General features: G+C 41.7%; 19 protein-coding genes and 1 tRNA gene. 15 read left to right on the plus strand and 5 right to left on the minus strand.

Going from position 1 to position 20,550, the window contains the following annotated elements:
- The first annotated feature begins 79 nt into the window (after positions 1-79).
- The 3 genes from HMPREF9145_RS13415 (at position 80) to HMPREF9145_RS05210 (ending at position 3,440) form a co-directional block, all read left to right on the plus strand.
- Positions 80-250, plus strand: coding sequence for a hypothetical protein (locus HMPREF9145_RS13415; RefSeq protein ID WP_021825293.1), 171 nt, complete (start codon positions 80-82; stop codon positions 248-250).
- An 18-nt stretch (positions 251-268) separates the two neighbouring features.
- On the plus strand, positions 269-1,978 hold the full coding sequence (locus HMPREF9145_RS05205) for a hypothetical protein (protein WP_021825280.1): 1,710 nt from the start codon (positions 269-271) through the stop codon (positions 1,976-1,978).
- A 424-nt stretch (positions 1,979-2,402) separates the two neighbouring features.
- Positions 2,403-3,440 (plus strand): DUF6261 family protein, encoded by a 1,038-nt coding sequence (locus HMPREF9145_RS05210; protein WP_155945270.1) that lies wholly within the window; start codon positions 2,403-2,405, stop codon positions 3,438-3,440.
- 172 nt (positions 3,441-3,612) lie between these two features.
- Here HMPREF9145_RS05210 and HMPREF9145_RS13420 read toward each other — a convergent pair whose 3' ends face one another.
- Genes HMPREF9145_RS13420 through HMPREF9145_RS12745 form a run of 4 tightly spaced genes read right to left on the minus strand, consistent with a single transcriptional unit; the run spans position 3,613 to position 4,546 of the window.
- Entirely contained in the window at positions 3,613-3,801 is a 189-nt protein-coding gene (locus HMPREF9145_RS13420) for a hypothetical protein (protein WP_155945271.1), read from the minus strand.
- A 17-nt stretch (positions 3,802-3,818) separates the two neighbouring features.
- Entirely contained in the window at positions 3,819-3,953 is a 135-nt protein-coding gene (locus HMPREF9145_RS14105; protein WP_262502497.1) for a hypothetical protein, read from the minus strand.
- A gap of 43 nt (positions 3,954-3,996) precedes the next feature.
- Entirely contained in the window at positions 3,997-4,143 is a 147-nt protein-coding gene (locus HMPREF9145_RS13680; RefSeq protein ID WP_196809743.1) for a hypothetical protein, read from the minus strand.
- A 58-nt stretch (positions 4,144-4,201) separates the two neighbouring features.
- Positions 4,202-4,546, minus strand: a complete 345-nt coding sequence (locus HMPREF9145_RS12745; RefSeq protein WP_231369756.1) for a tetrahydrofolate synthase — start codon at positions 4,544-4,546, stop codon at positions 4,202-4,204.
- Positions 4,547-4,783: 237 nt separating this feature from the next.
- Between HMPREF9145_RS12745 and gyrA the strand changes: the two genes are divergently transcribed.
- From gyrA to HMPREF9145_RS05270, 10 genes are all read left to right on the plus strand, one after another.
- Positions 4,784-7,387, plus strand: a complete 2,604-nt coding sequence (gene gyrA / locus HMPREF9145_RS05220) for a DNA gyrase subunit A (RefSeq protein ID WP_021825296.1) — start codon at positions 4,784-4,786, stop codon at positions 7,385-7,387.
- A gap of 25 nt (positions 7,388-7,412) precedes the next feature.
- Positions 7,413-8,636 (plus strand): tetratricopeptide repeat protein, encoded by a 1,224-nt coding sequence (locus HMPREF9145_RS05225; RefSeq protein WP_036906725.1) that lies wholly within the window; start codon positions 7,413-7,415, stop codon positions 8,634-8,636.
- Positions 8,637-8,705: 69 nt separating this feature from the next.
- Positions 8,706-9,782, plus strand: a complete 1,077-nt coding sequence (locus tag HMPREF9145_RS05230) for a tetratricopeptide repeat protein (RefSeq protein ID WP_021825318.1) — start codon at positions 8,706-8,708, stop codon at positions 9,780-9,782.
- Positions 9,779-10,981, plus strand: a complete 1,203-nt coding sequence (locus HMPREF9145_RS05235; RefSeq protein WP_021825321.1) for a tetratricopeptide repeat protein — start codon at positions 9,779-9,781, stop codon at positions 10,979-10,981. Before HMPREF9145_RS05230 ends, HMPREF9145_RS05235 begins: the two co-directional genes overlap by 4 nt.
- Positions 10,978-12,303, plus strand: coding sequence for a DEAD/DEAH box helicase (locus HMPREF9145_RS05240; protein ID WP_021825290.1), 1,326 nt, complete (start codon positions 10,978-10,980; stop codon positions 12,301-12,303). Before HMPREF9145_RS05235 ends, HMPREF9145_RS05240 begins: the two co-directional genes overlap by 4 nt.
- 378 nt (positions 12,304-12,681) lie before the next feature.
- Positions 12,682-13,755: a 3-phosphoserine/phosphohydroxythreonine transaminase gene (serC, locus tag HMPREF9145_RS05250; RefSeq protein ID WP_021825323.1), complete on the plus strand. Its 1,074-nt coding sequence runs from the start codon at positions 12,682-12,684 to the stop codon at positions 13,753-13,755.
- Positions 13,756-13,817: 62 nt separating this feature from the next.
- Positions 13,818-14,735 carry an NAD(P)-dependent oxidoreductase gene (locus tag HMPREF9145_RS05255; protein WP_021825328.1) on the plus strand — a complete coding sequence of 306 codons (918 nt, stop codon included), beginning with the start codon at positions 13,818-13,820 and terminating at the stop codon, positions 14,733-14,735.
- 93 nt (positions 14,736-14,828) lie between these two features.
- Entirely contained in the window at positions 14,829-16,076 is a 1,248-nt protein-coding gene (locus HMPREF9145_RS05260; protein WP_021825287.1) for a DUF1015 domain-containing protein, read from the plus strand.
- Positions 16,077-16,673: an IMPACT family protein gene (locus tag HMPREF9145_RS05265; RefSeq protein WP_021825298.1), complete on the plus strand. Its 597-nt coding sequence runs from the start codon at positions 16,077-16,079 to the stop codon at positions 16,671-16,673.
- Between the two features lie 87 nt (positions 16,674-16,760).
- Positions 16,761-16,848: transfer RNA gene (locus tag HMPREF9145_RS05270), tRNA-Ser, on the plus strand.
- A 226-nt stretch (positions 16,849-17,074) separates the two neighbouring features.
- On the opposite strand, the gene HMPREF9145_RS05275 is transcribed toward HMPREF9145_RS05270, so the two are convergent.
- Positions 17,075-18,562, minus strand: coding sequence for a PepSY domain-containing protein (locus tag HMPREF9145_RS05275; RefSeq protein WP_021825283.1), 1,488 nt, complete (start codon positions 18,560-18,562; stop codon positions 17,075-17,077).
- Between the two features lie 417 nt (positions 18,563-18,979).
- Here HMPREF9145_RS05275 and HMPREF9145_RS05280 point away from each other — a divergent pair, with 417 nt between their 5' ends.
- Together HMPREF9145_RS05280 and HMPREF9145_RS05285 are read left to right on the plus strand one after the other, a co-directional pair.
- Positions 18,980-19,459, plus strand: a complete 480-nt coding sequence (locus tag HMPREF9145_RS05280; protein WP_036906709.1) for a MarR family winged helix-turn-helix transcriptional regulator — start codon at positions 18,980-18,982, stop codon at positions 19,457-19,459.
- 445 nt (positions 19,460-19,904) lie between these two features.
- The gene (locus HMPREF9145_RS05285; RefSeq protein WP_021825291.1) at positions 19,905-20,510 is read left to right on the plus strand and encodes a glutathione peroxidase; all 606 of its coding nucleotides are present in this window, start codon (positions 19,905-19,907) and stop codon (positions 20,508-20,510) included.
- Positions 20,511-20,550: the final 40 nt, after the last annotated feature.

Here is a 20,550-nt window from a genome sequence, read left to right on the forward strand (position 1 = left end):
CATTTTTTCTTGTTGTCCGCCTTTTATGAATAAGTGGACACTCTAAGCAAGATAACTAGATGATAATTAATTAAACAAAATGGAAAAGGGTACAAAGCGGGTGTATACACCCCCAATTAGTCTGATTATTCCTGTTTGTACGGAGTATTTATTGCAAAAAACATCTGTAACTCACGCTTATTCGCAATCTTCTGAGGAAGAATGGGGAAATGAAGAAGTGATTGCAGACGAAGAATTTGATATTTATTGATAATTAAAAAGAATGGTTATGGATTATAAGTTTTATTCATGGGCGGCGTTCAGTCTCTCCGCGCTTTTAGCGTTCAGCGCCTGCGCAAACGATGACATTGCGAATTCTGAAAATGAAGTTACATTGAATGGACATAAACTCAACATCACGATCAATGAAGAGACTTTCGAGGCCGAAAAGCCTACTCGTGCTGCACAAGTATTATATCGTGACACTGTTGACATGGGGGATGGTCTTGTCGCCGAAGTCTCTGTTGAGCCCGACAAAGAAGAGCCACTGCCCGCAAAGACACGTGCAGCAATGAGCGAGGGACATTACACGATATATGCCGTTGATGCTGCAGGCAACCGTGTTGCCGACGAACTGTCGGGGACTGTGGCAAGCGGGAAATTCGTTCCAGATGCAAACAAAAGAATACGTTTAGCCCCGGGCACATATACTTTCGTATGCCATAATGATGAGGTTAAGAAAACCCCTACGGGATTAGAAGTATCTGATTACATGAAGACTTATCCCATGATAGGCACCGTTACGAAGACACTCTCCGGAGGCGTTGAAACGGTAACGTTCCACATGAAGCATTTAGCCGCGCGCTTTCGTGCACAAATTACTACATATACAGCCTATGCAGAGATGCTTGAGGGGTCAACTACGTATTTCTCTGTGCCTGGCGGAGATCTTTCTACAATGCATTTAGATAAGAAGGGACAATTAACAAGCAGAGAGCTCGGCACGACAGCATATACCTGGGACACTCTTGACAAATTTAAGCACGTAGGGAATAAGCCCTTTTCATCCATTGTCGAGCCTTTCGAGGTTATCAACAGCCAACACACATATATCGCTTTAGCTGAAGGGGAAAATATCCCTGCGAACAAGATAAACTATGTTTTCTATGGTTCTTTTCATGGAAAAATTAATCAACGTGGCATTAATATCAAAACTCCATTAGAGCGCAATCACACCTATCTCGTGAAAGTGACGATGAAGACTAAGGACCCTCTATACCTTTATCAGGATGGAACAGTGGGCTATCTTGGCGATAAAGAGGTCGGAACACGTGAGCCGATAGCCCTTGTCATAAATGAAAAAACTGCTACCGAAAAAGGTATGGCGGTCGCGTTGAAGGATGCTGGACAACGTGGAACACCTGGTTTCGGATATTATAACGTAGGAATCGGAGGAGACGATGGTACAATTAATAATATGCAGGGATATGAAATAACCTATACAACGAATTATTGTTATTATCCAGGTCCCACTCCTACAGTTCCACCGGCGGACATAAAAAGCGCACCATATGAAACTTATGGCTATGCTTATTATCTGGCTGCTCATTATAATCCTGGGATACAAGTTACAGGAAGTAATGTGGGAAAATGGTTTTTAGCAAGTTCTGGTCAATGGACACGTTTATTGGTGAAATATGGTGAACTTGATAAGTCTAAAATGCCATCAGATTTTAATATACCAACTTATACGGGAGAATTACACCCTTGTTTTGCTGTGAATAGTACAACGCCGTTAAATACAGCAAAGTTGGCAAGCGCCTTTACACAGGCTGGTGGAACATTTTCTATGGATGATCAATATCCTGTAAGTGGTACCGTGCATGGAGGAACGGCTGGTTATATTGGTTTTACCCCTACGAAAGTTGGGTGGGGGTATGATATATTTGTTCGCCTTGGAACTGGAGCAGGGCTTGTTCATCCTTTTGTATATTTTTAGAAAAGAGCAAACTATGCAATAATATATATTGAAAAAAGAGTAAATCATAAACCCTCTCTAAGAATATGCCCCCAAGGTAGCCTATATAAGGGCTACGTGGGGGCAAAAATACAAGAAAATGTATGATTCTAATGCCAAAAATCAAAATTTAGTGCCAGATACGATAGTTCTAACACCAAAAATCAAAATTTAGTGCCAGATACGGCGGTTCTAACACCAAAAATCGAAATTTAGTGCCAGATACGGCGGTTCTAATGCCAAAAATCGAATTTCCATGCCAGATACGATGGTTCTAACACCAAAAATCAATTTTTCATGCGAGATACGATGGTTCTAACACTAAAAAACGATTTTCGGATAAAAGAATTAAAGAAAAAAGTGACCAATAGTCACTAATATAAAATATCAATAAAAATTTATTACTATGGAAAAATTTAAAATTACAATTCCTAAAATGGCCTTGGTGAAAACCAGCCTAAGTACTCATTACAGCAATTCTCACCACCTGCAATTCATGTTCAACGTGCATGCACTCGTGAAAGCTGTCGACAAACTGAAGTTGCACCTCACCGACGAGTTGTTGAAGAGTTGGGCCGATTGCATCGACATGGAAACCGAACTCAACAAGGTTGCAAATGCCACCTTGCATGCTGAGCAAATGACCGCGCTCGACCGCCAGCGCGACACGCTGTTGACCAACCTCTTTGGCGTTATCCGTGTGCAACAGAAATCGCCTGTTCAGGCTGTGGCCGAGGCTGCTCGAAAGCTTAACAAGGCCCTTGCGGTTTATTTGGGCATTCAGGGTAAGGCGGCTGATGCCGAGACGGCCGAAGTACGTGGGTTGCTGAAAGATTTGGAGCGTTTTTCGGCCGAGATGACCGCCTTGAGTCTTGCGCCCGTCATGGCAGAGTTAAAGGCCGTGAACGAAAAGTTTCAAACCATCTACAATGAGCGCCAAGTGAAGGCCGTAGATGAGAAACTGCCTGCCTTGAAAGAGGTGCGCGCGATGACCGATGCCGTCTTTGCTGTGGTTTGCCGCTATATTGAGGCCAGTTATCTGCTTGCAGCAACCGAAGACGACCGCAGCCCGATAGAGCGTTTGGTGGATCAAATCAATCAGGAGGTAGACCACTTCAAAACAGCTCACAAACAGAGTGCGGCGCAGAAAAAGCCGTCGCCGGCTGTGAAAGAACGCGAAGAAAAGCTCAAAGCGGCCATTCCGGCCTTCGCAGAAAAGGCTGGCTATGACGAAGGCGCCCTCACCTACACGGGTAAAGGCAAGGGCGCAGGCATGAAACGCCAATATGAACTTGCCATAAAAGACCGCAAGGGCGCTGATGGCAAGCCCGCCACAATTTGGGTGGTCATGGGCAAAGATGGCTCGCTAAGCTTGGTGGAAAATGTGGAAAAGAAGGCTGAACCAAAGGAAAATACCGAGTTTGGAATAAAGCCGAAGCATTAAAGCCTCACCCCCAACCCCTCTCCAAGGAGAGGGAGTGCCGGCAGAGGATGTTTGCAGAATAGACGAACCCCATCGGGACTTCCACTTTTGATAGCCATTTCAAAAGGAAGAGCGACGCAAAGGATGTTTGCAAATTGACAAACCCCATCGCCTTCTGCTTTTGATAGCCATTTCAAAAGGAAGAGCGGCGCAGAGGAAGTTCATGAGGACGACGAACCCCATAGGGGTTCTGCTTTTGATAGCCCAGGGTTGCCAAACGATAGTGCAGGCTACCCTGGGTTAATGCGTTAAGTGGAACACAACGCCGTAGGCGTTGCGCTTTTTTAATTAATCCGCCATGAATCCCCCTCGCTATCCCCATGTTTTCTCGGAAAAAGCTCAACACCTATGGCGTTGAATCTCCTTGCGAACGCTTACCCAGGGTAGGCTTGTTCCTCGCCAACCCTGGGCTATCAAAAGACAACACCTACGGCGTTGCATCGTTGCAACATTCGCAATTATGGATTCATTCATGGAAATGCCGACATAATATCTATGGCGTTGCGCTTTTTTAATTTCATCTCTTGTCAAAAGGAGGAGCGGCGCAAAGGATGTTTGCAAATTGACGAACCCCATCGGGGTTCTGCTTTTGATAGCCCAGGGTTGCCAAACGATAGTGCAGGCTACCCTGGGTTAGGGTATGGTTTGTGGAGAACAACGCCATCGGTGTTGCGCTTTTTTAATTAATCCGCCATGAATCCCCTCGCTATAATCATGTTTTCTTAAAAAAGCTCAACACCTATGGCGTTGAATCTCCTTGCGAATGCTTCCCCAGGGTAGCTCGCTATGCTCGCCAACCCTGGGCTATCAAAAGAACAACACCTACGGCGTTGCGTGGTTATAACATTCGTCATGGTGGATTCATTCATTAAAATATTGGCATAAAACCTACGGCGTTGCATCGTTGCAACATTCGCAATTATGGATTCATTCATGGAAATGCCGATATAATATCTATGGCATTGCGTGGTTGTAACATTCACCATGGTGGATTCATTCATGGAAACGCCGACATAACACCTACGGCGTTGCGTCGTTGCAACATTCGTCATGGTGGATTCATTCATGGTTTTAATTTCTTCTGCTGAAATTCTGGACACAAATTATGAATTTCTTTCGTCAATAAATCGTAATTTATTCGATTTTAAGGCTTCAGTCGACTTGGTTATCAAAAAAAAGTAGTAAATTAGCACCCTTGAAAAAAGGTAGAAAATCGCTTAGAACGAAAATAAACGCCCTTTGAGGCATTTTTGTTTTACTTTTGTTTTATAGCAAACAGCTAATAATAACGATCAATTACATCAATGGACGAAAATCAAACAATTGACAATGACAGGATTTTAAGAATCAACATTGAGGAAGAAATGAAGTCCTCTTACATCGATTATTCGATGTCAGTTATCGTGGCTCGTGCGCTTCCAGATGTTAGAGATGGTTTTAAGCCTGTGCATCGTCGTATTCTTTATGGTATGCTGGGAATCGGCAATACCAGTGATAAACCTTATAAGAAGTGTGCACGCGTTGTAGGTGAGGTGTTGGGTAAATACCATCCTCACGGCGATTCATCAGTGTATGGTGCGCTTGTTCGCATGGGGCAGGACTGGAATATGCGTTATACGCTTGTTGACGGTCAGGGAAACTTCGGCTCAATCGATGGCGACTCACCAGCTGCCATGCGTTATACGGAGTGTCGACTAAGCAAGATGGGTGAGCACATCATGGACGACCTGGAGAAAGATACCGTAGACATGACGAACAACTTCGATGATACCCTTGTCGAACCGAGCGTCATGCCGACAAAGATTCCGAATCTTCTTGTAAACGGAGGTAATGGTATTGCCGTTGGTATGGCTACGAATATGCCGACCCACAACCTTAGCGAAGTTATCGAAGGATGTTGTGCTTATATTGACAATCCCGACATAGACCTTGATGGCTTGATGCAGTATATCAAGGCACCAGACTTCCCAACGGGTGCATATATTTATGGTATACAGGGAGTGCGCCAGGCTTACGAGACCGGTAGAGGGCGTATCGTGATGCGTGCTAAAGCCGAAATCGAAAGCGGCGAAAGCCATGACAAAATTGTTGTTACCGAGATTCCTTATGGGGTTAACAAGCAATTGTTGATTGAAAACATTGCAGACCTGGTGAAAGAAGGTCGCATTGATGGTATCAGCAACGCCAATGATGAGTCTGGTCGACAGGGAATGCGCATTGTGATAGATGTGAAGCGTGATGCAAATGCAAATGTTATCTTGAACAAACTCTTCAAGATGACCGCTTTGCAAAGCTCTTTCTCTGTAAACAACATCGCGCTTGTAAAAGGCCGTCCACGGCTGTTGAGCCTGAAAGAATGTGTGAAATACTTTGTTGAACATCGTCATGATGTGACTATTCGACGCACAAAATACGATTTGAAGAAGGCGCAAGAGCGTGCTCATATCCTTGAAGGCTTAATCATCGCTTGTGATAACATCGATGAGGTTGTACACATTATCCGAGCAAGTAAGACTCCTGCCGATGCACAACGGAACTTGGAGCAGCGCTTCAATCTTGACGAATTGCAGAGTAAGGCCATTGTAGATATGCGTTTGAGTCAGCTGACCGGACTGCGTATGGACCAATTGCATGCAGAGTATGAAGAGTTGGAACGCCAGATTGCTTATTTGCAACAGATTCTTGATGACCCAGAACTTTGCAAGAAGGTGATGAAGGATGAGCTCAACGAAGTAAAAGAGAAATATGGTGACGAGCGTCGCACAGAAATCAAATATTCAAGCGAAGAGTTCAATCCTGAAGACTTCTATCCAAATGATCCAGTGGTAATCACTGTGAGTCACATGGGATATATCAAGCGCACACCGCTGAGTGAGTTCCGCGAACAGGCTCGAGGTGGAGTGGGAGCTAAGGCTGCACGTCACCGCGAACAAGACTTCACGGAGTTTATTTATCCTGCAACAATGCATCAAACGATGCTCTTCTTTACGAAGAAAGGACGCTGTTACTGGCTCAAGTGCTTTGAAATTCCAGAGGGAGATCGTAATAGTAAGGGCCGAGCAATACAGAATATGCTCAACATTGAGAGTGATGATGCCATCAATGCAATACTTCGTTTGACCACATTAACAGACGAATCATTTAATAATTCTCATTATGTTATCTTCGCAACCAAGAACGGAACAGTGAAGAAAACAAGTCTCGAAGCATATAGTAGGCCACGTGCTAACGGCGTGATTGCTATCAATATTGTGGACGGAGATGAGGTGGTTGACGTGCGCTTGACTAACGGATCAAACGAACTTATCATGGCAAACCGCAACGGACGAGCTGTGAGATTCAATGAGAATACCATCCGAACCATGGGACGAACCGCTACGGGTGTTCGTGGTATGCGACTCGATGGAGGCGACGATGAAGTTGTAGGCATGGTGACAGTCAACGAAGCTGAGAGCGAAAGTGTTATGGTTGTCAGCGAACAAGGCTATGGAAAACGTAGCCAGGTTGAAGACTATCGTGTCACAAACCGTGGTGGAAAAGGTGTTAAGACCTTAGCCATTACAGAGAAGACGGGCCGACTTGTGAGCATTAAGAACGTTACAGATGAAAACGATTTAATGATTATCAACAAGAGTGGCGTAGTGATTCGTTTGGCTGTTGCTGACGTTCGTGTGATGGGACGCGCTACACAAGGTGTTCGTTTGATAAATCTTGCAAAGAAAAATGATGTCATTGCCAGTGTTTGTAAAGTCATGAGTTCAGAACTTGAGGCTACTGTTGAAGAAGAAAGTCGTGCGCAATGGGCCAACAAGACAGAGGAAATAAAGAAAGATTCTTTGTCTGAAACCAACAGTGATGCCGAAGATGAGCCACTCGTTGACTTCGAAGACGATGATAATGAAGAATGATAAACCTTTTAATAACAAACGTAATATGAAAAAGTTAATGATTGCAGCAATGATGCTGCTTACCACATCAGCAGCTTTTGCAGGTGACAGTGAGGCTTTAAAAGCCATACTTAAGGCAAAGACTTATGCTGAAGCACAAGAGTTGGTAAAGGCAAACCTCAACCAACTTGCTAATGATGCAGAGAAAGCAAAGGCTTATAATAAGCTTGTAGATCTTGCAATGGAGAAAGTATCTAAAGAGCAAGCGACCATTACCGCAAATCAGATGGCCAAGCAGTTTGGTCAAGGTAAGGAGACTGCTTATGACACTTTAGGTTTCAACAAAGCAGTTTATGATGCTATTAATGATGCAATTCTCTGTAACGAATACGACCAGAAGCCGAATGAAAAGGGCAAGGTGAAACCAAGATTCGAAAGCAACAATGCCAATCGTCTTTATGGTTTGCGTCCTAATTTGATTAACGCTGGACAGGCTGCAGGCCAACAAAACAATCAGCCTGAAGCCTTGAAGTTCTTCGGTATGTATGTAGAAAGTGCTGAAAATCCATTGTTCGAGAGCATCGATAAGAGCAAAACTCCTGATACTTACTTAGGAGAAGTTGCACGCGTTGCTGGTGTTTACGCTTTCCAGGCAAAAGATATGGATCGCGCAAACAAGTATATTGATGTTGCAATGAAAGACACTGCAGCTTATAAAGACGCGCTAAACTTGAAGCTTTATATCATGCAACAGGGCCTTAAGACTAAGGAAGACTCTGTGAAGTATGTAAATACGCTGAGAGATCTCTATGCAAAGGATGCTAACAACGAACAGATTTTCTCTAATCTTGTAACGCTTTGTGGTAGTCTGAAGATGACAAGTGAGCAGGATAAACTGTTGAATGACAAGCTCGCAGTAGACCCAACAAATGCCTTAGCATGGGCGTTGAAAGGCCAAATTGAGATGAATGCTAATAAGCCTGCAGAGGCTGTAGAGTGTTACAAGAAGTCAATTGCAAAGGATGGAAAGAATGTTATCGTTCTCACATACCTTGGATTCTGCCTCAATGCACAAGCTGCTAAAGACGGAGTAAGCAAAGCTGAGCAGCAGAAACTCTACAAAGAGAGTGAGGGTTACCTTGAGCAGGCACGCAGCCTTGACCCAAATCGTGAGAAGGCAAACTGGAGTTATCCTCTCTATGCCGTATATTACAGCCTCTATGGTGCAGCAGACAGCCGTACCAAAGAGATGGAAGCATTGAATAAATAATATTCTATTATAGGGGATAGTACATGGCTTTGGCTGTGTTACTATCCCTTTTTTCATCTGAAATAATATATGAAAGGTCGTATTCTCATCTCATTCCTTCTTGTTAGTTTTGTCTTCTCGTTCCAAGGTTATGGGCAAGATGCACGCAAAACTGCCAAGAAACTCAATGCTGGAATTGACAGAAAACTTGATAGTTTGACTGCCATTAAAGCTGATACGATTGCTTATTATAAAGCAATCAAGCATTTGATGCGAGATGCAGTGCTATGCGATCATTTTGATGCAATGGCAGATAAGAAGGGAAGAAGCGATCCCCGTTATCGCTTTTTGAATCAAAAGCGGCTTTCATCTTTCCTCCCTTTACTTGTCGATGCAGGCATGTATGAATATGGTTTGCGTAAGAATGATGAGGCTATGCAGTATTTCAAACTCTATCTTGATTGTATAGATGGTCCTCTTTTCCATGGGAATGACAATCACCGAGGGTTAGTGGCTTATTATGTAAGCTTGCTTTCCTATGGAAAAGAGAACTATGCAGAAGCCGAACGCTATGCAGATGTCGCATTAAAAGATGCAAACTATGCTAAAGGTGCAGCCGAAATAAAGATTAATTGCATGAAGACTCATCTCTACACAGAGGTCGATTCAGCGAAATATATCACGGCCTTGACATCGCTCTATGACATGGCACCATCGAATGATATCTATTATAAGATGCTCATAGATTACTATTCTGGGCTGAAAGATAAGCAGCAACAGCTGGCTAAGTTTGCTGAAATGGATCTTCAAAAACATCCGAAGAACCGACGTGCATGGGTCTTGAAAGGAGACATCGAGATGCAAAAGAAGCGATGGGATGATGCTATCGAGAGTTTCAAACAGGCCATTGCTATCGACAGTAACTATGTGCAGGCAGTCTATAATATAGGGGTTTGCTATGTTTCTAAAGCCGAAGAGCTCCGTGATAGCTTGATGAATGGACGGCGAAAACTTCCCAAGAAAGATAGAAACCAAGTGAAAGAACTCTATCAAACCGCACGCACATGGTTGATACAGACCTCTGTTTTGGATGACAAACAACAGGTTGTGGCGTGGAAAAGATTACTCAACGAAGTAGATAAAGTATTAGGATTACAAACAAAATGAAAAGATTTCTGATTCCGTTATTACTCTGTTTCCCAATGATTCTTTGGGGACAGAAGAAAACAATAACACAAGCAAAAGACTATATCAAGAGTGGAAAGAACCTTAATCAGGCTGAAAAACTTCTCACTGACTTGCTGAACGATTCGTCGTCTCGTAGTAATGAGAAGTTATGGATACTGCTTTTTGAGGCTCAACGCAAACAATATGAACAGGGAAATGAAAAGCTTTATCTGAAAGAAAAGTATGATACTACGGCTTTATTCCTTGTTGGCAAACGAATGTTTGATACGCTTGAGGCCTTGGATTCACTGGACCGACAGCCCGACTCGCATGGAAGAGTGAAACTGAAACACCGCGCGCGCAGTGCAGAAGCCCTCAATCTAATCCGTCCAAACCTCTTTAATGGGGGGGCGTTCTTTATGAAGAAGCAAGACTTTACACGTGCTTTCGACCTGTTTGATACCTATATCAACACGGCTTCAAAGCCAATGTTTGAACAGTTACATTATGCACAATGCGATAAACGCTTGCCCGAGGCTGGTTATTGGGCTTCATATTGTGGCTATAAACTACAGAATCCGCAACTCACTTTGCGCCATACTTATTTGGCATTAAAGGATAGTTTGCATCTGCCTTATATGTTACAATATCTTGCCGAGACTTATAAGCTCGAGCAAGATACGGCTCGTTATGTGCAGACGCTAAAAGATGGCTTCCAAAGTTATCCGAAGTTTCCTTTCTTTTTCCCACGTTTGGTAGACTATTATAGTCATAACGGCAGTTATAGTGAAGCCATGAAGACGTGCAATGAGGCGTTGAAGATTGATTCAACAAGTACTCTTTTCCGTTTTGCCAAAAGCACCTTGTTGTTGACAATGGGGCAATATAAGGAGTGTTTTGCTTTGAGTGAGCAACTGATAGCTGAAAACGACACACTTGCTGATGCCTATTTGAATGCTGGTTTGGCGCTGTTTGATCAGGCGATAGAGTTGGATAAGAATAGAAAAACAGGCGGAAAGAAATACAATCAAGTGTATGATCTCTTTAAAAAAGCCTTGCCTTATTTAGAGAAATATCGTGCATTGGCTCCTGATCAAAAGGAAAAATGGGCACTTCCTCTTTATACAATATATTTAAATTTGAATATGGGGAAGCAGTTTGATGAAATAGATAAGTTGATGAGAGGACTGAAAAGATGACTCAAAATATAGAGAAGATAACCAAGAAGTTGGGCATAACGCTCAACAATATGCAACAGGCAGCCCAACAAACCCTGTTGGAGGAGAATGAAAACGTTATTATTTTGTCTCCAACAGGCTCTGGAAAAACGCTGTCTTATTTGCTTCCACTCACACAATTACTCGACAAAACGTCAGATGAAGTGCAGGCGGTTGTTGTTGTACCAGGCCGTGAACTAGCCTTGCAGTCGGCCAATGTGCTCAAAGATATGAGCTGTGGCTTGCGTGGAATGGCGTGCTATGGTGGGCGCATGACAATGGAAGAACATCGTCATCTGCGTGACCTCAAACCACAAATTGTGTTTGCTACGCCCGGACGCCTTAACGATCATCTTGATAAAGGCAATATCGTTGCTGAAGGAATCCATTATCTTGTGCTTGACGAATTTGACAAATGTCTTGAAATGGGCTTTCAAAAGGAGATGGAAGCACTGACAAACAAACTGCCGAAACAAGTGAGATGTATTCTTCTTTCGGCTACTCCAGCAGAGGAACTTGGGGAGCAACAGCTTATAAATGCAGCGTTTAAGGTTCTTGATTTCTTACCAAAGACGGAACAAGTGCCTGATCGTGTACATATATATAAGGTGGAAAGTCCAGACAAAGACAAACTCGATACCTTAAAACAATTGTTGCTTTCGTTTGGCGAACAAAGCACAATAGTGTTTCTGAACTATCGGGATGCGGTGCAACGAACTGCCGATTTTTTGATGGATGCAGGCTTTAGTGTCAGCTTTTTTCATGGAGGAATGGAACAAAAAGAACGTGAAGTTGCGCTTTATCGGTTCTCAAATGGCAGTGCAAACATTATGGTCAGCACTGATTTAGCTTCGCGTGGTCTTGACATTCCTAACATTGAGAACATTGTTCATTATCATATTCCAGAGAGTGAAGACGGATATATTCACCGCGTTGGACGCACTGCACGGTGGGATAAGCATGGACGTGCTTTCTTTATTCTAAATACTCAAGAGCAGATTCCTGCTTATGTAGATGCTGAAGTAGAAGATTATGTGCTTCTAAATGAACGACTTCGTCCGGCTCTTCCTAAGAATAAAACCCTCTATATCGGTAAAGGAAAGAAGGACAAAGTAAGCAAAGCAGACATTGTAGGCTTTCTATGTAAGAAAGGAGGACTGCGGGCTGACGAGATAGGCCGTATTGATGTGAACGACCGTTATAGTTATGTGGCTGTTGTCAGGGCTAAGACTCAGCAGGTTTTACGCCTTACAAAAGGCGAGAAAATAAAAGGAATCAAAACCATTGTTGAGGAAGTTCGCTAAGTCGATGCTGTGTAAAGATGATTCATAAGGAAACAGATTGATACTCAATGTGTTTTATTCTTATTTATAGAATGCCCCATTTCATGTGCTGAAGTGGGGCGTTTTGCATCGTGATTTGCCTCATTTTACTCGGTGAAATGGCATTTATTACGAGACGAAATGAGGTGAAGATAAATATACTTTCTTTTTCCTTTCCTTTCCAATCAAATGAAGGAATAACTTCCTTAAAATGAGATTGTTTCTTAAAATTAATGTTTATTTCTTGATAGTTGATGTAAAATAACAGGAATTTATTTGCTTTTTTGAAAATAAAGGTGTACATTCGCATTTGTAAAACTATTTATATCACGCATTAACAGAACTTAAAATTTAATTCAGATGAAGAAGTATAACTTTAATGCAGGACCGTCAATGCTTCCTCGAGAAGTAGTAGAAAACACAGCAAAGCAAATCCTTGATTTCAATGGTAGTGGTCTTTCGCTGATGGAAATAAGTCATCGTACGAAGGACTTTCAGTCAGTTGTCGATGAAAGTGTAGACCTTTTTAAAGAGCTTTTGAGTATACCCGAGGGATATTCTGTCGTCTTTTTAGGAGGTGGAGCATCGTTACAGTTCATGCAGATTCCAGCCAACTTCCTCATCAAGAAGGCTGCTTATGTGAACTCAGGTGTATGGGCTAAGAAGGCAATGAAAGAGGCAAAGTTCTTTGGAGAGGTAGTAGAGGTGGCTTCATCTGCAGCTTCTAACTATACTTATTACCCTAAGAACTTCGAATCAAATGTGCCATCTGATGTTGACTATCTACACATAACAACGAACAATACGATTTATGGCACGGAGTATCGCGGTGATTTTGATGTTAAGGTTCCATTGATTGCAGACATGAGTTCGGATATCATGAGCAGACCAGTTGACGTTAAAAAGTATGATGCTATCTATGCAGGTGCACAGAAAAATATAGCAATGGCTGGTGTAACGGTAGTCATTTTGAAGGATAAAGCCTTAGAAAAGAGGGTGCGAGAACTACCTACAATGATAGATTATCACACGCATATTGATAAGGGATCTATGTTTAATACGCCTCCCGTTGTACCCATTTATTCTATGTTAGAGAACCTCCGTTGGTTGAAGAAACATGGTGGATTAGAGGCTGCCGACAAGCGAGCTCACGAACGGGCTGATGCACTTTATAGTGAGATTGACCGCAATAAGCTCTTCAAAGGGACTGTAGAAGTTGACTCACGTTCGTTAATGAATATCTGCTTTGTAATGAATTCAGGTTATGAAGAGCTTGAAAAGGCCTTCCTTGATTTTGCAGTTGAGCGTGGTATTGTAGGTATTAAAGGACACCGTTCTGTAGGTGGTTTCCGTGCAAGTTGCTACAATGCACAGACTATGGAGGGTGTAAATGCCTTGATAGAAACAATGAAAGCTTTTGAAGCAAAACATTAATCATAACCTTATTTGCAGGAAGAGTGCTTCACTTTTCCTGCTAAACATTAAATCAAATCACTATGAAAGTATTAGTTGCAACCGAGAAACCTTTTGCAATTGCAGCCGTTGAAGGGATTAGAGAAGTAGTAGAAGCTGAAGGACATGAGTTGATGTTGCTCGAGAAATATACTGATAAGGCTCAACTTCTCAGTGCTGTTGAGGATGCAGATGCAATGATTATCCGCTCAGATAAAGTTGATGAAGAAGTTTTTAACGCTGCAAAGAAGCTGCAAATCGTAGTTCGTGCTGGTGCGGGATATGACAATATAGACTTGAATGCAGCCACTTCACATCATATTGTGGCTGAAAACACGCCGGGACAAAACTCAAATGCTGTAGCAGAACTTGTGTTTGGATTACTCGTTATGGCTGTACGTAACTTCTATAATGGTAAATCTGGTACTGAGTTAAAAGGCAAACGACTTGGCATTTTGGCTTTCGGTAATGTGGGACGCAATGTTGCTCGCATCGCAAAAGGCTTTGATATGGAAGTCTATGCCTATGATACTTACTGCCCGAATGATGTCATTGAAGCAGCAGGAGTGCATGCTTGTAAGAGCCAAAATGAGTTGTTTGAGAACTGCGATATTGTGAGTTTGCATATTCCTTCAACCCCCGAGACAATCAAAAGTATAGGAAGTGGGCTTGTTGGTCAGCTTCCAAAGGGGGGTATTCTCATAAATACGGCTCGTAAAGAAGTTATTAATGAGGATGAGTTATTAGAGTTGTTGGCTAACCGAACCGACCTAAAATTCATCACAGATATTATGCCTGATGGTGACACTGAATTCAAAAAGTTCGAAGGACGCTATTTCTCTACGCCCAAAAAGATGGGTGCACAGACAGCCGAAGCAAACATAAATGCAGGTATTGCGGCTGCAAAGCAGATAATTTCTTACTTTACTGACGGGTGCACGAAATATCAAGTGAACAAATAAATCTATTGATTAACGCAATGGACTCGGGCCTTGTATGACTTCATATGAGGCTCGAGATAGCTTGTTTAACTTAAAAACATATATTCTTTTACTATGGCACAGATAAAACCTTTTAGGGGATTGCGTCCTCCAAAGGCTCTTGTTGAGTTGGTAGAATGTCGTCCTTATGACGTGTTGAGTTCTGAAGAAGCTCGTCAAGAGGCTGGAACCAACGAGAAAAGTCTTTATCATATCACACGACCTGAAATTAATTTCGAAATAGGTACAGACGAACATGACCCAAGAGTCTATGGAAGTGCAGCCGAACACTTTAAGAAATTCGTCGACAAGGGATGGTTAAAGCAAGATGAAAAGGAGCATTACTACATCTATTCTCAAACAATGAATGGTAAGACTCAATATGGTTTGGTCGTGGGAGCAAGCGTTTCAGACTATATGGAGGGTGTAATTAAGAAGCATGAACTAACTCGTCGTGAGAAAGAAGAAGACAGAATGAAACACGTTCGCGCTTGTAATGCGAACATGGGACCCGTATTTTTGGCCTATCCTGATAACGAAACACTCGACAATTTGCTTTCGCGTTATGCGCAAACTCCGCCAGAGTATGATTTCATTGCACCCATTGATGGGTTCAGACACCAGCTATGGGTGGTCGAAGATGAATCAGATATTGCGACCATTACAGACGCTTTCAATCGCATGCCGAGTCTATACATCGCCGATGGACACCATCGTTCTGCCGCCGCTGCACTCGTTGGAGCAGAAAAAGCGAATCAAAACCCTAACCATAAAGGCACAGAACCCTACAACTTCTTTATGGCAGTGTGCTTTCCCGCAAGTCAATTGACCATCTTAGATTATAACCGTGTGGTGAAAGATCTTAACGGAATGTCGCCTAAAGAGTTTCTACTTGCACTCGAAAAGAACTTTATTGTCACTCCAAAAGGAACGGAAGAATATCGTCCTCAGCGACTACATGAGTTCTCACTTTACTTAGATAAGCAATGGTTTAGTTTGAAAGCAAAAGACGGAACATACAATAATAACGACCCAATCAGCGTTTTAGATGTAGACATCTCAAGCAGATTGATTCTCGATGAGCTTCTTGGCATAAAGGATTTAAGGTCAGATAAGCGGATAGATTTTGTTGGAGGACTTCGCGGATTGCAAGAACTCCGCCGTCGGGTGGATAGTGGTGAGATGCAAATGGCATTGGCTTTGTACCCTGTAAGCATGCAACAGATTATGGATATTGCTGATAGTGGGAAGATAATGCCACCCAAAGCGACTTGGTTTGAGCCTAAACTTCGCAGCGGACTCGTTATCTATAAGTTAGAATAAATGGTCGAAGATCAGTATAAAACGATTGTAGAAGAAACTATAGGCGAGGGATATTACACGGAGAAACGCAGTAAATTCCTCGCCTTTGCGCATCATATTGAATCGGTAGATGAGGCAAAAGAGCTTGTAATTGCCTATCGTAAGCAATATTATGACGCCAGACATTGCTGCTATGCCTATATGCTTGGCCCCGAACAAAAGGCATTTCGTGCCAATGATGATGGCGAACCAAGTTCTACAGCAGGTAAACCCATCTTAGGACAGATTATTAGTCATGAGCTGACTGACGTCATTGTTTTCGTCATTCGCTATTTCGGTGGAGTGAAATTAGGTACAAGTGGACTCATCAATGCTTATCGAACAGCTGCTAATGAGGCTCTTTCGAATGCCTCAGTTATCGTGAAACAGGTAGAAGAAACAATAGATTTCGACTTCACTTATCCTATGATGAACGATGTGATGCGTGTGGTAAAAGAGATGCAACCACGTGTTATTGACCAAAAATTTGATAACACGTGCAGTATCAAATTAAGCATTCGAAAGAGTGAAGCAGAACAGTTGAGGATGCGATTAAGCAAACTTTCTTTTGAAGGTTGAATGTATAATGTCTGTTAAAACAATGTTTTCAGAAGGTTTTACAGCTTTCTTTTTCAGCTTTTTTCATTACTTTTGCATTGCAATTTAGGAAGATTGGCAGAGTGACCGAATGCGCTGGACTCGAAATCCGGTATACGCCTTTCGCGTATCGGGGGTTTGAATCCCTCATCTTCCGCTTGATTCAACATAATAAAAACGCTGTAAGATTAAGTCTTACAGCGTTTTCTTATTCCATGTTTAGAATCTTTCCTACTACAAAATCATTTCTTTTCGCAGGATGAGAAGGCGTTATTTAAGCCTTAAACACATTTTTATTGCTTTGTATTTCTAATGAATTTATTTCACAAAGAAAGCTATTATAAGCTCTTTTTTGAAGGATTCAGTGTTGTAATCCGATAGGTTTAATCATTTGATGAGTCAACATCCGTTTTCTGTACTACTTTATTTGAATCTTTCTTTCGTTTCTGATAGCGTATCTTCCAGCCGCTCCAAAGACACCAAATAACAGCAAGTCCGATGATAAAAATATAGAAAATGCTGGCTGAACCAAGGAAAGTGTAGAGCCTACCCGTGTGGAGTTCTAATGCAACATTACGCAAAGACATTGGCAGTTGCTTCATCTTTGCCGGCATTTTCAGTGCTTCACTTCCGATGTTATAATCGATTACATGTTCAAATTCGCCAAAGTCGTTTGTGTAACCCGACACCGCATGCGCACTAATGGGTATGCCTCCAGTCTGTTCAGCCAGTCCATGTGTGTAGTAATCTGCAATGATACCTGACTTTCTTTCCCATATATACATGCCACTAAACGAGCCAATCAGCCAATAACCATTCTCATCTTGCGTTTCAACATTAATGCCCATGACACTCACCGGCGGTTGCATTTTCACGGGATAAGGTGTTGATTGAAGCGTTTTTAAGCTGTAAAAACCATTTGAAGTATATAAAAGCCAGTCGCCTTCTGCCTGATCATATCGGAGTGAGCGCAACTGATCATTCCAACTATTGTCGCTATCTAACGTTGAAAAAGGTATAGCTGGAACTCTTCCTGAAGCGATAGCAAGTAGTGCTGGCGGTCGAAGAAGCCAGCCAGTAATGCTGAGTAGAAGTGCTAAAACAAAGCTAATACGTCCTATTTCGTTGTGCCATGAGCCTGCCTTTCGATGCAACCAAGCCGATGTTTTGCCTTTAGGATGAATCCAATAAAATATTCCTGTGACAATCAACAGAATGAAAACAATGGCTATCATGTCTACAATCAGCACGCCAATAAGCCCAAACAACTCACCACTATGTAGTAGCCATACCGTGCGAAAGAGGGATACTTTGCCATCCGAATCACTTGCTTTTTGAAGGCTTATGCGTTGAAATTGCTGATAAGGTGGTTTACTTAAATAGACAAAAGAGCGTGTAGTGAACAACAAAGAGTCACCTTTTGAAGTGATATCACAAAGCTTTTCATCACTGCCAATAGACAAATTGACCGATTGCCATTGATTGTTTGCATAAACATATAGTCCATATTGTCCCGCAGCAAAAAGCTTTCCTGAAGGTAAAATGGCCATTCCTTTGATGTTTCTTGCATCAGCTCCTGTGGGCAATCCTTGATTAAAATCATCAAAATGCTTAGCCGTTGTATCAGTTCTCCATATTCCTGAATTGCCATAGACTAACACTTTATTATGCCATTTGATGCTTCCGCGCAGCAAACCTAAGTTCCATTTGTCATATTGATAACGCTTAGGAAGCCATGATCTGCTGATATTACAATTGGAAAATAACGTTGGATGATTGAGTATTAGCCCTGAAATGCAAAACATTAGCAAAAAGAAACTGACAACAATGCCTATCCATTTGTGATGTTTATACCATGTATTCTTTTTCATTCTGAATGAGTTTTAATGTCAATTGGGGTGTAAAGGTACAATGTTTTTGGGTAAAATAGGGTGTAGAATGCTATTTTTTGTTCTTGATATTGATGTGTATTAGGCTATCATTCAATTTTACTTCTCATGACTTCAGCTTGTATTGATGAGGGTTAATAAGGCTTAAAACTATAGGAGTTGATTTGTTTTCCTGCTTTTTTCTCGTTATCTTTGCATCGAAGACGATATAAAGCGTTTGTAAATGAGTGCTTTACGACAAGCAGACCCTACACTCACTGCAATGTGAAGTGTATTATCTTTTGATGCCTCACCAGGCAGAAAAGTTATTCTGATGATAGCTATCTTGTGATAAGATTAGTCATTTAGAATCATTGTTTATCTGTGTTTGCGTTTAGCTTTCATCCTAAATATTTATCTATGGCATTCGAACAATTAAAATTAAGCAGTCAACTCTGTTTTAGATTGTATTCAGCAAGTAGGCTTGTTACCCAGACTTATAATCCTTTTTTGGATAAGTTGGGCATCACATACCCACAATATTTGGTGATGATGGTGCTTTGGGAGACAGACAATCAGCCTGTAAATGACATTGCACATAAACTTCTTTTAGAGACCAACACGGTGACTCCACTCATTCAGCGCATGGAGAAAATGGGGTTAGTCATACGTACTCGTGGAATGGTTGATTCCCGTCAACGCATCGTTTCATTGACAAAAGAGGGCAAGAGTATGGAGAAAGAGGCGGCTAAAGTGCCTCAATGTATGCTCAATCACTTTAGTAAATGTGGGCTTAGTAAAGAGGAAGTGTTTCAATTAGTGCCACTTTTGGATAAGTTGATAGATAGTTTAAAGGACCACACGAAAGACAATTTTGAAGACGAAGTTGAAGAAAAGTAGGACCATTTGGTAGTCTATCTTATTGTCGATTGGTGTATTTTGTTGGATAATCTGAATCTTATTTTTAATTCATAGAAATGGGATGAGGGTAGTTTTCAATGCTTATGTCATCAAGATGTGAGGCAGAGTGTTTTGTAATATGCATCAAATGAACTTATGAAGTGCCTCATTTCACACGATAAAGTGGCTGAGATCGCGCAGTAAAATGGCTTGATTTGTTTTGTAAAATGATTAGAGCCATGAAATGATAAGGGCACAAGTGTATATTCGTTAGAATCAAGGATTTGGGTAAAGTGTTAAGGAAACATGAGAAGATAGGATTGTGGAGTAGGGTATTCTGCTAACATAAATCAACCAAAGTAGCTTTTGTCATGGGATTGGCTGTCTGTATCTGTAATGTATTTTAGTTTATTTAGCTCAATAAAAATCTTTATATTAATAAGTGATGAGAAAATATTTATTCCTCTTATTGGTCTTTTTTGCACTTCAAGCTGTTGCACAAAAGAATGTTTATGCTTTCAAAGTGGCTGACAATCAGGGTAAGATGGTCTCTCTAAAGAAATGGAAAGGCGATGTTTTACTAATAGTTAACACTGCAACAAAATGTGGTTTTACGCCTCAGTATAAAGCGTTGGAAGCCTTATATGAGAAGTATAAGGCAGAAGGTTTCAGCATTTTGGATTTCCCTTGCAATCAATTTGGGCAACAAGCACCTGGAAGTGCGGCAGAGATTCATGAGTTTTGTACCTCTAATTACGATGTACATTTTCCGCAGTTTGCTAAGATTGATGTAAATGGTTCACATGAGATTGCGCTCTACTCTTACTTGAAACGTGAGCAAGGATTTCATGGTTTTGGTATAGGAACGATGGCAGAAGCCATGGACAAGATGCTGAAAAAGCAAGATGCTTTGTATACTTCAAATTCGGATATCAAATGGAATTTCACTAAGTTTCTGGTCTCAAGAGAGGGCAAGGTGATAGCGCGTTTCGAACCAACTGACGATATGGATATGGTTGAAAAATGTATTGTGGAGGCGCTTCACAAATAAAGAGTTTCAGCTTTTGTGTTTTTCTATAGCATTATTGATG

The sequence above is a fragment of the Segatella salivae F0493 genome (assembly GCF_000477535.1).
In the GTDB taxonomy this organism is placed as follows: Bacteria; Bacteroidota; Bacteroidia; order Bacteroidales; family Bacteroidaceae; genus Prevotella; species Prevotella salivae.